General features: G+C 68.1%; 16 protein-coding genes. 7 read left to right on the plus strand and 9 right to left on the minus strand.

What is annotated here, in order from left to right; translation table 11 throughout:
• Positions 1-546, plus strand: coding sequence for a class I SAM-dependent methyltransferase (locus tag PGN37_RS06885; RefSeq protein WP_335330279.1), 546 nt, complete (start codon positions 1-3; stop codon positions 544-546).
• 1 nt (position 547) lies between these two features.
• Here the strand turns inward: PGN37_RS06885 and PGN37_RS06890 are convergent, their stop codons facing one another.
• Positions 548-937 carry a DUF4267 domain-containing protein gene (locus tag PGN37_RS06890; protein ID WP_335330280.1) on the minus strand — a complete coding sequence of 130 codons (390 nt, stop codon included), beginning with the start codon at positions 935-937 and terminating at the stop codon, positions 548-550.
• Positions 938-992: 55 nt separating this feature from the next.
• On the minus strand, positions 993-1361 hold the full coding sequence (locus tag PGN37_RS06895) for an STAS/SEC14 domain-containing protein (protein WP_335330281.1): 369 nt from the start codon (positions 1359-1361) through the stop codon (positions 993-995).
• Between the two features lie 83 nt (positions 1362-1444).
• On the opposite strand from PGN37_RS06895, the gene PGN37_RS06900 reads away from it, so the two are divergent.
• On the plus strand, positions 1445-1840 hold the full coding sequence (locus tag PGN37_RS06900; protein ID WP_335330282.1) for a tautomerase family protein: 396 nt from the start codon (positions 1445-1447) through the stop codon (positions 1838-1840).
• Between the two features lie 29 nt (positions 1841-1869).
• Here PGN37_RS06900 and PGN37_RS06905 read toward each other — a convergent pair whose 3' ends face one another.
• The gene (locus PGN37_RS06905) at positions 1870-2751 is read right to left on the minus strand and encodes a TIGR03854 family LLM class F420-dependent oxidoreductase (protein ID WP_335330336.1); all 882 of its coding nucleotides are present in this window, start codon (positions 2749-2751) and stop codon (positions 1870-1872) included.
• A 65-nt stretch (positions 2752-2816) separates the two neighbouring features.
• On the opposite strand from PGN37_RS06905, the gene PGN37_RS06910 reads away from it, so the two are divergent.
• A complete protein-coding gene (locus tag PGN37_RS06910) occupies positions 2817-3569 on the plus strand; it encodes an alpha/beta hydrolase family protein (RefSeq protein WP_335330283.1) in 753 nt (250 codons plus the stop codon).
• 51 nt (positions 3570-3620) lie between these two features.
• On the opposite strand, the gene PGN37_RS06915 is transcribed toward PGN37_RS06910, so the two are convergent.
• Complete coding sequence (locus PGN37_RS06915) at positions 3621-5021, minus strand: hypothetical protein (RefSeq protein WP_335330284.1); 1401 nt, start codon at positions 5019-5021, stop codon at positions 3621-3623.
• Between the two features lie 198 nt (positions 5022-5219).
• Between PGN37_RS06915 and PGN37_RS06920 the strand changes: the two genes are divergently transcribed.
• Complete coding sequence (locus PGN37_RS06920; RefSeq protein ID WP_335330285.1) at positions 5220-5672, plus strand: MOSC domain-containing protein; 453 nt, start codon at positions 5220-5222, stop codon at positions 5670-5672.
• 4 nt (positions 5673-5676) lie between these two features.
• Here PGN37_RS06920 and PGN37_RS06925 read toward each other — a convergent pair whose 3' ends face one another.
• Positions 5677-6165 (minus strand): hypothetical protein, encoded by a 489-nt coding sequence (locus PGN37_RS06925; RefSeq protein ID WP_335330286.1) that lies wholly within the window; start codon positions 6163-6165, stop codon positions 5677-5679.
• 179 nt (positions 6166-6344) lie between these two features.
• Between PGN37_RS06925 and PGN37_RS06930 the strand changes: the two genes are divergently transcribed.
• Complete coding sequence (locus PGN37_RS06930; RefSeq protein ID WP_335330337.1) at positions 6345-6875, plus strand: YdcF family protein; 531 nt, start codon at positions 6345-6347, stop codon at positions 6873-6875.
• 16 nt (positions 6876-6891) lie between these two features.
• Here the strand turns inward: PGN37_RS06930 and PGN37_RS06935 are convergent, their stop codons facing one another.
• The 4 genes from PGN37_RS06935 to PGN37_RS06950 form a co-directional block, all read right to left on the minus strand.
• Entirely contained in the window at positions 6892-8712 is a 1821-nt protein-coding gene (locus PGN37_RS06935; RefSeq protein WP_335330287.1) for a fatty acyl-AMP ligase, read from the minus strand.
• Between the two features lie 70 nt (positions 8713-8782).
• Positions 8783-9406 carry an NlpC/P60 family peptidoglycan-binding protein RipD gene (gene ripD / locus PGN37_RS06940; protein WP_335330288.1) on the minus strand — a complete coding sequence of 208 codons (624 nt, stop codon included), beginning with the start codon at positions 9404-9406 and terminating at the stop codon, positions 8783-8785.
• A gap of 196 nt (positions 9407-9602) precedes the next feature.
• A complete protein-coding gene (gene tpx / locus PGN37_RS06945) occupies positions 9603-10100 on the minus strand; it encodes a thiol peroxidase (protein WP_335330289.1) in 498 nt (165 codons plus the stop codon).
• Between the two features lie 42 nt (positions 10101-10142).
• Positions 10143-10832 carry a DUF899 domain-containing protein gene (locus tag PGN37_RS06950; RefSeq protein ID WP_335330290.1) on the minus strand — a complete coding sequence of 230 codons (690 nt, stop codon included), beginning with the start codon at positions 10830-10832 and terminating at the stop codon, positions 10143-10145.
• An 86-nt stretch (positions 10833-10918) separates the two neighbouring features.
• Here PGN37_RS06950 and tenA point away from each other — a divergent pair, with 86 nt between their 5' ends.
• Together tenA and PGN37_RS06960 are read left to right on the plus strand one after the other, a co-directional pair.
• Entirely contained in the window at positions 10919-11635 is a 717-nt protein-coding gene (gene tenA / locus PGN37_RS06955; protein ID WP_335330291.1) for a thiaminase II, read from the plus strand.
• Between the two features lie 73 nt (positions 11636-11708).
• On the plus strand, positions 11709-12944 hold the full coding sequence (locus PGN37_RS06960) for a GTP cyclohydrolase II (protein WP_335330292.1): 1236 nt from the start codon (positions 11709-11711) through the stop codon (positions 12942-12944).
• Positions 12945-12947 lie beyond the last annotated feature (3 nt).

The raw sequence follows: 12947 nt of genomic DNA on the forward strand, positions 1-12947 counted from the left end.
GTGTCCGAGGACGATCGTCTCCGCTGGGAGGAGCGATATCAGTCGCTACCCCCGCTCCGCGCCGACGACATCGGGCTGCCCGCGCCGTTCCGTCCTTTTGCCGATCTGCTGCCCCGCTCCGGTACGGCGCTCGAGCTCGCGTGCGGGCGTGGCACCGCCGCGGTCTGGCTCGCGCAGCAGGGACTGACTGTTCATGCCTACGACGTGTCCCCCGCCGCGGTGGAGGCGGCGCGGGCGTTGGCCGGTTCCACCGGCTGCCAGCAGCGTTGCCGCATCGCGGTTGCCGACCTCGACCATGGCCTGCCGCCCGGCGACACCGTAGATGTGTTGCTGTGCAGCATGTTTCGCGCTCCCCCGCTGTACGGGGCGATGATCGACCGGGTGGCACGCGGTGGACTGCTCGCCGTCAGCGTCCTGAGCGAGGTCGACGCGGCCCCCGGCCGGTACCGGGCACCGGCCGGCGAACTCACCCGCGCATTCACCGGTCTCGACGTGATAGCCGCCGGCGAGGGCGACGGCCAGGCGTGGCTGCTGGGCCGACGCTGATTCAACCGCGGGAACGGCGGGGCCGCAGCGCTCCCCACACCCCGACGCCGATACCGGCCACCGCGCCGCCGAGGCCGATCAGCCGCTGTGAGGCGCTCAGGTGATCGTGCACACTCAACCCGCCGAGCAGATCGGCTGCGTCGGCGCCTCCCGAGGCCAGGAACCACCCTCGAGTGTCGCGCCCCGAAGCCGCCGCGGAGACCAGCAGCGCGCCGATCAGGGCATCGCGGTAGCCCATTGAGCGCAACAACAGCCGCGCGGTGGGCGGCGGCTCTGCCGGATCACCCCAGAACCGGTTCGCCCGCAGCGGATCGACCAGAAACCAGACGCCCGAGGTGAGGCGTATGCCACCTGCGACAAGGGCGGCGCGGTCGAGTGTTCGGCCGGTCATGCGGCAGCCCAACCGACCGCCGCGTCCAGGTCGGCGAGGTCGAGTGTTCGGCCGGTCATGCGGCAGCCCAACCGACCGCCGCGTCCAGGTCGGCGAGAGGAAACAGCGCAACCTCGCCGGGCACCAGCCATGCGAACGCGTGCAGCGCGTGGACCACCCAGTCCTTGTCGGTGACCACGGCGATCCGGCGGAACGCGCCATGGTGATGCATCAGTACGTCGAGACCCAGCCGCAGGTCCTCGGACAGACCACCCGGTCCGAAGCCTTCGTAGTCGTCGGCGACCACCTCGACGAGGCGAATCTCTCCCGTCGCGAGCAGCTGCTCGATCGAGGGCTGGAACGCCCGTAGGTCGGCGCCGTCGAGGCGACCGGCCACCCGGAACCCCGCGACGCCCGGCGGCAGATCCGACAGCATCTCGATCATGATTCGCAGTGTGGCACGCGCCGTTGATCGGCAGCGGCAAAATCCAGCTGACTGCCGGCTGGCCGGTGTGTGAGGATGCTGCGATGCCCAGCACCGTCATCGACGTCCGGCGGCGCTACTGCGCCGATGATGAGATCGCGATCATCGATGCCGTGCACGAAGCGCTCGTGGTGGCATTCCAGATTCCCCGGGCCGACAAGCACGTTCGGCTCATCAGTCACGAGCCGCATCGGTTCGCGCACAATCCCAATTTGGCTCAGCCGGAGCTGTACACGTTCGTGGCTGTCGACTGCTTTGCCGGTCGCTCGGTGCAGGCCAAGCGCAGTCTGTACCGGGAGATCGTGAATCGCCTCAGCGCGTTGGGCATTCCGGCTGATCACGTGACCATCGTCGTGCGTGAGAGTGCACTGGAGAACTGGGGCATACGTGGTGGTCAGGCAGCCTGCGATGTCGACCTCGGCTTCGACGTCACGGTATAGCGCCATCGCCCGCGGCGCGGTGAATGAGGTCAATTCTGGCGCGGCAGAAGCTCTTCGACGAATCTGTCCAGGAACTCAGCCGTACTGGCGGAGCCAAGTGGGCGGATGACGAACTTCGTCAGGCCTGCGGCGATGTAGCCGTCGAGCATCGCATGCAGCGCGGGCCAGTCGGGGGCGACCAGCTCGGCGGGATCGAGGTCGGGCCGCCGAGCGTGGACCGCCGCGCGCACCGCGTCGGGCAGATCGCCGGTGCCGACCGCCACGTTGATACCGAAGTGGTCGTCGGGGATGTGCCGCCCGGCCTTTTCGGCGGCCGCGCGGATCTCGACGAGCGCGCCGCGCGTCTCTTCAGGGGTGAGGAAGCTGCCCAACCATCCATCGGCGTGGGTTCCGATGCGCCGGTATCCCGCCGACGAAGAACCACCGAGCCACACATCCAGTGGCGCAGCGGGTTTCGGGTTGATCGTGGCATCACGCACCGAAAAGAACTCGCCGGTGAACGTCACGGCGTCCTCACGCAACACGCGGCGCAGCAGCGTCAGCGACTCGTCGAACACCGCACCGCGCTTGCCGTCGGGCACGACGAACAGGTCGCGCTCGACCGGTAGCGCCGAGCGCAATCCGAACACGGGCAGCACCCGCTTCGGCGCCAGCGTTGCCATCGACAGCAGCGCCTTGGCGACCAGCACTGGATGACGACCGGGGAGTACCGCGACCGAGGTTCCCACCTTGAGGTGCCGAGTACGCGCCAGCGCGACCGCCATTCCGACGGTGGGGTCGATGGCAGGTGAGTACACCAGCTCGGAGAACCACAGGGAATCGACGCCCTGGGCTTCGAGACGGTCGACGACCTCCCCCAACGCCTCGGGGCCCACATCGGTACCCAAGCTGACTCCGAACCGCACCTTCATCGCCACATCCACTCCCGTCACTCCTCACCAGGATGCGCCACGGCACGAACTGAGAGGATGGCGGCGTGGCAGAGCGCGTGGAGTTCCCGAGCAGCAGCGGTCCGGCGTTGGCCGGCCTGATCGACACACCGGACGGTGAGGTCCGCGGGTGGGGAGTCTTCGCGCACGGTTTCACGCTCGGCAAGGACTGCCCGGCGGCCAGCCGCATGTGCAAGCAGCTGGCCAGCGAGGGCATCGGCATGCTGCGCTTCGACAACCTCGGCCTTGGCCATTCCGAGGGTGACTGGGGTGATGGATCGTTCTCCCACAAGGTCGCCGACACCGTGCGCGCGGTGGAATTCATGAACGACTCCGACCGCGCGGTGCACCTACTGGTCGGCCATTCCTTCGGTGGCGCGGCGGCCATCGCGGCGGCTCACGAGTGCCCGACGGTGACCGCGGTAGCCAGTGTCGCAGCGCCTTTCCAGCCGGCTCATGTGGAACACATCTACGACGCACTGGTCGAGCGCATCGAATCCGACGGCGAGGCACCGTTTCTCATCGGCGGCAAGGCACTCACGTTGCGACGGCACTTCATCGAGGACGTCCGTGACGCCGACCTGCGCGAGCGCATCAAGACGCTGCGTCGTGCACTGCTGGTCATGCATTCGCCCACCGACAACACCGTCGGTATCGGCAACGCCAGCGACATCTTCCGCGCCGCGCGGCATCCGCGCAGCTTCGTGTCGTTGGAGGGTGCCGACCATCTGCTGACCGAGAAGAACCAGGCCGCTCGCGCCGCCCGGATCATCAGCGCCTGGGCCGACCCCTACCTGTGAGCGTGGCCGCGGGCGGGCTGCGCGTGGTCGCACTGCCCGCCCGCGCCGCGCTCAGCCCTCGGAACCGCCCTTGCCCGAGTCGCTGCTCTTGCCGGCGCTCTTGCTGCTGCTCGAGTCGCTGCTCGCGGGCTTCTTCGAGAGGCTGTCGGTCACCTTTGAGACGCTGGCGTTGATCGAGTCGCGCACCTGCTTGATCGCCGTGCTCGTCGCGGTGGGCTTGCGGTGCTTGGGTCCCGACGTGGTGCTCGTGGCATCGGTGGTGTCCGAGACGGTCTCGTCCGCGGCCGGGGCCTTCACCTCGGTGGGGGTGTCCACCTTCTCGGAAGCCTTGGTCTCTGCCGGGGTCTCGGTCGGGGTCTCGGGTGAACCGGTCTTCTCGTCGGCCGCCAACGCCGTGGATGCCGAGGTGTCGGGATCGGTGAACACCGGCCCCGGGATCGGCTTGTTGTCGGGATTGGGTACGAACGGCGCGCACACGGTGCACTGCGTGCCGAGGACGAACGGGTTGAAGTCGGTGTTGATCCCGTTGGCGAGGCTGGTCAGGCTGCCTGCCACGAATTGCGGTGTCACCGGCTTGATCTCGGAGAAGTCGGGCGTCTTGGTGAGGCTGTTGTAGAAGCTGGTGAACGGTGCTGTCGGGTCGAGCTTCACGGTCTGTCCGGACCACGGCACCTCAGGGCCGTCCTCGTCCTTGACGTAGCACTGGCCGTCCGCGCTGCAGGTGATGCCGGCCCGGGTTTCGGGATACGTGTAGCCATCGGGCGAAAACAGCGCCGCAACGTGACGAAGATCAAACATTTTGCTGAGAATGGCTTCGGGGTGATCGCACGAGCCGGGGCCGGTTCCGGTGCAGCCGACATCCATGGGTAGCTGTGAGGCCGCGATCGCTGCGACCATGTTTCCCAGGGGCACCGACAGCGCCGGGAACGGCACGAGCACGTTGGTCAGCGCTTGGTAGCGCGACGGATCCGCCGGGTCGGTGCCGAGGATGTTGGTCTGGCTGTACACCCACCAGCTGCCGGTGTAGCGCAGGTTGCGGCCGAGGCCGACGACGCTGCCCTCCGGCTGGGTGAGCGTCACTCCCTCGTAGGTGGGCTGGAAGCTGAAGTCGCCGTTGGGGTCCGAGCCGAGTGCGACATTGCCCTCGCCGAGGGCGTTGAAGAAGTTGTACGGCGTATTGGCAAGTGCGATAAAGAGGTTCGCCGGGATGTTGAGGACGTTCGTGCTGTCCGTGGTGGTCGCGAACGGTGCCGCCGACGGGAGGCCCGTCGTCGGGGTCGCGCACAGGGCGCTCGCGCTCCCTGTGGCGCAGCTCTGCGTGGCGGCGACCAGCCCCACGTCGTAGCTCTTCATCTGCAGGTCGAGGTTCGGCGTGACCGGTGTCGCGGAGATGACTCCGGCTCCCATCAGGGCTACGCCGGCGGTGACATAAGAACGTGCGGTAGTGCGCATGACGCGACCCCTCCAATGTTGCTGTGTGGCCCCGACCGCGTGAAACGTATCCAGAATGTGATGAAATGTCCACCGAAACGCGAGGAATTCTCGCTGTGAATCGATTTGCTGACGCGCACGTCAGTTAATTCAGTCGCCAGTTGTGAGCAATTCATGACGCCATTCGGTCGGCGCCCGCTGTGAGTAGGCTCGCCAGTCGTGCACATCGTCGCGATCCACGTGGCGCCCGGCCGGCGCATCCCGACGCGGTCAGTGGAGTCTGTGACCGCGCAGGAGGGCACGGGCCTGGTGGGCGACCGCTATCACGGAACCCGCCACCGGCACGTGACACTTCAGTCCCGAGAAGCGCTCGACGCTGCCGCGGCTCAACTCGGGCGGCCCATCGATTCCGGGGCGACGCGCCGCAACATCACCGTCGACAGCGGCGACATCCCGACCAAGCCCGGCACCCGGATTCGCATCGGGGATGTCGACCTCGAGGTGGTCCGTCTCAGCGCTCCGTGCCGGCTGCTCGACGACTGGATCGGTCCCGGCGCCGCTGCAGCGATGTCACGGCGCGGCGGGTCCGTCTGTCGGCTGTTGAGCTCGGGAACCCTGCGCGTCGGCGACGAGGTGACGGTGCAACCTGCGCCGGCAGGTCTCTCCGAGTGACCCGTCAGCTCCCGTCGCCACCGACCTCGGCCGGCAGTGGTGGCGGCAGCGGTGTGCTCGAGGTCTTCGGCGCCTGCGTCGCCGCGGTGCTGCCCGGCCGATGGAAGTCGACCATCTCCTCGTCGCGGATGACCTTCTCGGCGGCACTGATGACCAGTGCGTCCGAGGTCACCATGTACTCGATACCGTCCCGGGTGGCGGTGAAGGCACCGTCAGCGGACTGGGTCGCCGGAGCGATCAGCTTGGCACCGTCGCGCACCCTGACGCCGCGATACTCGAGGTCGCCATCGGTGCTCTTGCAGATCGCCACCCGTGAGCCCGACGTGCTGCCGAAGACGACCACGGTCGCCGGCGCAGCGCACCGCGCGGTGGAGTCGACATATCCCTGACTGTCCGACGGCGGGGTCGACGCGGCCGACGGAGCGGCGACGAGCAGGGCTGCACCGCCGGCGGTCACGACCAGGGCCGCTCGGATGCGAAGGCGCGAAGACATCGAGGAAGACATCATCTTCCACCAGACCACGTCCGCGTCGATCGCGCCAACGACGTCGGCGGATACTGCCGCATCGTTGAGTCATCGAGACCGGACCGTAATGCGCGGCGGCTGTGCGGCGATGAACAGTCGTGACCCAATCCGGTACCGCGGCGCGGCTGGTGTACGCGCTCACGGCCATGCTCGCGGTGCTCGTCGGGGTGGCGCCCACTGCGCACGCAGCTCCTCCCCTTGCGGCCAAGGACTTCTCGAAGCCCGCGATCGTGATCCTGGGATACGGGCTCAAGGACAACGGCACGATGCGGCCGATCCTGTACACCCGCGTGCTCACCGGACTCGCGGTGGCGCAGATGTTCCCGCAATCACCGGTGATCGTGACGGGCGGCAATCCCCGTAACGGACGCACCGAGGCAGGCGAGATGCGCAAGACGCTGCGCGTGCTCGGGCTGCCCGACGACAGGATCATCGTCGAGGACCGCGCCAACAGCACCGTGCAGAACGCGCAGTTCTCGGTACCGCTGGCCCGCGACGCCGGCACGTCGGGCATCATCCTGGTCACGTCGTCGTCGCACCAGGACCGCGCCGACGGCAACTTCGCCGATGCCGGTGGCAATGTGCTTGCCACGGTGAGCTTTCCGGACAGCAACCCCAAGACGAACGTGACCCAATTCGTCAGAGACGTCCTGAGTCCGTTTGTGGCAGTGACCTAATCGAATCGGCGTCGAATCAAGCGTCGAAGGCGCCGGCGAGGTACGCGTCGCGACAGGCGCGCCGAGCCAGCTTGCCGCTGGTGGTCCGCGGGATCGTGCCGGCCGGGACGATCCGCACATCCCCCACTATCGCTCGATGGCGTTGCCGTACAGCGACTGCGACGGCTTCGGCGGCGGCCGCCGGGTCGCTACGGCCGCTGCCGGTCGCACGCTCGGCGACGATGACCAGCTGATCGTCTGCCGCGAACGCTGCGACGTATCCCCGCCGCACCATCGGTGAGGCGTCCGCAGCGGTCGACTCCAGATCCAGCGGCGAGTAGCGCCGTTCGCCGAGCACCACCACATCGGCGATCCGTCCGACAACGTACAACTCGCCGTCGAGATGGAATCCGAGATCGCCGGTGCGCAGCCACCCGCGATCGAGGTCGGAGCCGGTGGCGTGGCTGCCGTCACCGAGGGTGGACACCAGGCGCGCGGCGAAGGTGCGACGTGTCTCGTCGGCGCGGTTCCAGTAGCCGCGGCCGATGTTGTCCCCTTGCAGCCACGGCTCGCCGACGCGTCCGTCCGGGACCTCACTGCCCGTGTCCGGGTCGACGATCACGCACCACTGGCTGCGCGCCACCTGCCCGCATGACACCAGTGCCACCGCATGCTCGTGACCGGGCGGGACCGCAACCGCGACGCCTCGGGCCAGTTCGTCACGATCGACATGGAGAACCCGGGGGGCAGCCGTGGGCGCGGTCGTCGCGACGAGCAATGTGGCCTCGGCGATCCCGTACGACGGCTTGAACGCGGTGCGAGGCAGTCCGAACGGGGAGAACGATGCGGTGAAGGCATCGATGGCGTCGAGACTGACCGGTTCGGAGCCGATGATCAACACGACATTGGCGAGGTCGACGGTCGAGCCGGCCGCCGGCACGCCCCGAGCCGCGGTCCACTCGTAGGCGAAGTTGGGGGCGGCGGTGACCGCTCGGCCGACCGCGGATTCGGCCGACATGGCCTCCACCCAGCGAAGGGGTCTGCGCAGGAACGCGGTCGGAGACATCAGCGTCGAATGGCCGCCGTAGACAGCGGGAAAGCCGATCATCGACAGACCCATGTCGTGGTAGAGCGGCAGCCAGCTGACCCCGTGGGTGTTGCGGTCCAGCAGGTCGATCGACAGGATCATCTGCACCAGGTTGGTGCCGACCGCCCGGTGGGTGATCTCGACACCGACCGGCGCGCGTGTCGCCCCACCGGTGTACTGCAGGTGCGAGACGTCGTCGACATCGATGCTCGCGGCGACGAACTCGGTTGCCGCGCTGTCCGGTACGTCGTCGATGACGACGATCGTGGGCCGGGCCAGGCCCGTCATCTCATCGAGGAAGGCCGCCACGGACTCCCGTGCGGCGCGGGTCGTCAGGACTGTGGCAGGGCGTGAATCGCGCAGTGCGACGTCGAGACGTTCGGCGTGGCCGGGCAATTCGGGCGCGAAGAGGGGAACCGCGATCGTACGGGCCTTGACCGCGGCGAAAAACCCGGTGATGTAGTCGATTCCCTGCGGTGCGAGCACAGCGACGTGCTCCCCCGCCGCCGTCACATGCTGGAGCTGTGCGGCGACCGCGGCCGTCCGCACACCCAGCCTGCTCCAGGTGATGTCGTGAGTCGCCATGGCGGAACCGGAGAAGTCGAGGTACCGGTAGGCGACCTCATCCCCGACGTGGGCGATGTTGCGCTCGATCAGCGAGACGAACGTGGTGCCGTCGGGCAGTTCGATGCGGCCGTCGGCGGCCAGGCAGTCCTCGATCTGCAGCAGCCCTGACTCGATCGGGATGGACCGCCCGCTGCGAAGGCTCATGCCCGCAGTCTAGGCGGCCCGGATGTGGGCGGCCTGGACGCGGGCATGAATCCCTCTGCAGCGCAATCGATCAGGCGATGATGCGAACCAGATAGGGGGCCATGTCCTTGGTCCGCACCTCGGAGACGGCGACGCCGGAATCCGTGGTCTCGACCATCTTGCCGTTTCCAACGAACAGCGCAACGCTCTGGGTGCCGTCCGGTCCGTAGAACAGCAGGTCGCCCGGCAGCGCCAGGGACGGCATCACCTTCTGGCCCACCTTGTACATCTCGCCCGAGGACCGCGGCAGTTTCACGCCCACCCCCGCGTAGGAGTACACCATCAGACCGGATGCGTCGAAGCCCACCACCTCGACCCGCGGAGCCGGTGCGGGAGTCGGGGCTGCGGCGGGCAGGTTTAGCCCGGGAGTGGTCAGGTCAAGCGCGGAGGCGTCCGACGCCGCCTGATCCAGCGGTGCTGCGGGGTCCGTGGGTGCGGCGGCCGTGCCCTTGCTGGGCCCGGACGCGCCGCCACCGCCGTAGGCGAAGGGCACGCCGCGCTGAGACAGCGCACGAGCGATCACGACCTCCACGGCCTTCTGATTGGTGGCCGAGCGCGTGGGCTGAGCCCCCGCGACGCCGGGCGCCGCGACCATCAGGGCCAGGCTCAGCGCGAACCCCAGAACCAAGACGACACACCCACGAACCGCTCGCATGACACTTTCACCGCTTTCCGAGCTGCCAGCGCCAGGGAGGCACTGATCTCATTAGTCACAACAGTCACTATGACCACTTTTACACCACCTGAGCGGGTGTTCTTACGTCGTCGCAGGACTGCGGATCAATCAGATGCCTGACCGGAACCGAACGGTGACCTATGCCGGCGCCGTGACGCCTAGGGTGTGTCGCGCGTCACGCGCCCAGGGCTGCCAGCGCGGCGTCGTAATCGGGCTCCTGACCGATCTCGGGCACGAGTTCGGTGTAGGACACGGTGCCGTCGGCGCCGACCACGACGACCGCGCGCGCCAGCAGGCCCGCCATCGGGCCGTCGGTGATCGTGACGCCGAAGTCATCGCCGAAGCTGTCACGGAACGCCGAGGCCGGGGTCACGTTCTCGATGTCCTCGGCACCGCAGAACCGCTTCTGGGCGAACGGCAGGTCGTTCGACACGCACAGCACGGCCCCACCTGCGGCGGCTGCGCGCTCGTTGAACGTGCGCACGCTGGCCGCGCACACGGGGGTGTCGACGGAGGGAAAGATGTTCAGCAGCAGGGGCTTACCGCGGAACTGATCGTCACCGACCGGGCCGAGATCCGTTCCGACGAGCGTGAACCCGGGCGCCGGCGAACCGACGGCGGGGAGCTCTCCAACGGTGTTGATCGGGTTTCCGCGCAAAGTTATCTGTGCCATGCGCACAGTGTGCCAAGTGACCCCGGTTTCGTCGCGCCCGGGTCACACGCCCGGATCGCCGTAGATACGGCCGATATCGGGCGAATCCAGCCACCCCGAATACGTCGGCCGCTGTGGCCAGCCCTCGGGCGCGTCCTGCCAGACCTCCTGACGACCCCACGGCAGGACGTCGAGCAGCGCGAAAGAATGGCTCAGCTGCTCGGTACCCCGGCCATTCGTGTGCCAGGTGCGATAGACGCGATCCCCCTCCCGCACGAACACGTTGACGGCGAATCCCGTCCCCGGCGCGGCGTCGACGTCCGCGGCGAAGGAACTCTGCGACGACGAGTACCACTCCATCTGGTTGCCGACCCGCTTCTTGTAGGCCAGCGCCTCCTCGATCGGCCCCGCGGTGACGATGACGAACCGGGCGTCGTAGCTGTCGAGGAACTCCAGCCGGGTGAACTGGGAGGTGAACCCGGTGCAGCCGCCGCACTGCCACGTCTGGCCGTCAGTCCACATGTGGTTGTAGACGATCAACTGGCTGCGTCCGTCGAAGACGTCGACGAGCCGAACCGGGCCGTCGGCTCCGATCAACGTGTAGTCACCCATCTCGACCATCGGCAGCCGACGACGTTGGGCGGCTATCGCGTCGAGTTCGCGGGTGGCGGCCTTCTCGCGGGCGCGCAGCTCGTCGAGCTGCGCGCGCCAGGTGGCCGCGTCGACGACGGGTGGAAGGGCGGACTGGCTCATCGGACCATCCTGTCAACAGTGGGGCAACGGGTCGCCAGTATTGACCGGACGGGCGCGCAGAATTCATCGCTGACAGGATGATCGGCATGACATCGCGCATCGGTTCGGGCCGCACCGATTCCTGGAGCTCGCGACTGTGGCGCGACATCGACCCGATCTTCGACGCGATCACCGCGCATCCTTTTCTCACCGGGCTGACCGACGGCACCCTCGATCCCGCGGCCTTCGCGCACTACGTCGCCCAGGACGTGCACTACCTACGCGCCTACGCCCGGGCACTCGCGGTCGTCGGCGCCAAAGCCGGCACGCTCGCCGACACCGCGATGTTCGCCCGGCACGCGGCCGAGGTCTTCGACGTCGAGCTCGAACTGCATTCTGCGCTGCTGCCCGCGCTCGGCCTGTCCGCCGAGGCGGTGGATTCCGTCCCTGTCGCCCCGACCACGCAGGCCTACAACAGCTACCTGATCGCCACGGTCTACGAGGGCTCGTTCGCCGACGGACTCGCCGCGGTGCTGCCGTGCTACTGGATCTACGCCGAAGTGGGCGCCGAGCTGGCCCAGCGGGGCTCCACCGACCCGCGCTACCAACGCTGGATCGACAGCTACGGCGGCGACGACTTCGCCGCGACCGTCCGCGAGGTCATCGCGCTCGCCGACCGGGTCGGGCCCACCCTGACCGAGGCCGACGAAGCCGCTGCCCGCGCGCATTTCGTGACCACCTCCCGCTACGAGTGGATGTTCTTCGACGCCGCGCACCGGCGCGAGACCTGGCCGCAGGCGACCACAGGCGCGGCGGCGCCGTAGCGGCAACAGCGGGCGCATCCGCGCAGTAGTGACTAAGCTGGCGGATTCTCTGTCGGACAACCGAAGGACACCGATGCCCACCGGACACGTCCGACTGACGTCGCACAGCGGAGGTACCCACGCGCCCGCACTGCACTGGGGCGCGACGACGGCCGCCGAGCGCGGTCCGATCGTCGGAACCACCACCCGTGCGCACCGCAACGTGATCGGCGCGCACAGCGGCGCGTACGGCGTCTACCGGGCGCTGGCCGTCGCCGCGGGCAAACTCTCCCCCGACCACCGCGCCGACCTGACCGACACGGCGCCCACCGACCGCATCGGCCCGTTCCCGCAGTGGACGGACCCGACGACCATCGTCAGCCTGGACCCGTGGGGGGCGATGGTCACCGACGTCTTCGCCGAGCAGATCGCCGCAGGCATCGACATCAGGCCCACCATCGCGGTGACCAAGGCGCAGGTGATCCTGCCCGAGATCGCCGATGCGATCGCCAAGGGTCGGCTGGTCCCCGACGGACGCATCCTGCTCGAGACCGGCGCCGCCCAGGTCACCAAAGCCGCCGTCGAACCGGTGTGGCACCTGCCCGGCGTCGCCGCGCGCTTCGAGTGCAGCGAAAACGATTTGCGCCGTGTGCTTTTCGAAGAGACCGGCGGCATGTATCCCGAACTGGTGACGCGCCCGGATCTCGAGGTCTTCCTGCCTCCCATCGGCGGCCAGACCGTGTACATCTTCGGCGATCCCCAGCACCTGGCCGACCCGACCGTCGAACTCACTTCACGGGTGCACGACGAATGCAACGGCTCCGACGTGTTCGGCTCCGACATCTGCACCTGCCGGCCCTATCTGACCCACGCCATCGAGGAGTGCATCATGGGCGCCCAGCGTGGCGGGGTCGGGCTGGTCGCGTACTCCCGCAAGGAAGGTCGCGCGTTGGGCGAGGTGACCAAGTTCCTGGTGTACAACGCGCGCAAGCGACAGGTCGGCGGTGACACCGCGGACCAGTACTTCACCCGCACCGAATGCGTTGCGGGCGTTCAGGACATGCGGTTCCAGGAGTTGATGCCCGATGTGCTGCACTGGTTCGGGGTGAGGAAGATCCACCGGCTGGTGTCGATGAGCAACATGAAGTACGACGCGATCACCGGTGCGGGCATCGAGGTGGGCGAACGGGTTTCGATTCCCGACGAGCTGATCCCGGCCGATGCGCGCGTCGAGATCGACGCGAAGATGGCCGCCGGCTACTACACGCCCGGTGAGGTCCCCGACGCCGAAGAACTCAAGCGGGCCAAGGGCAGAGGGCTGCAGGGGTGACGG

The sequence above is a fragment of the Mycobacterium kyogaense genome, from assembly GCF_036946525.1.
In the GTDB taxonomy this organism is placed as follows: Bacteria; Actinomycetota; Actinomycetes; order Mycobacteriales; family Mycobacteriaceae; genus Mycobacterium; species Mycobacterium kyogaense_A.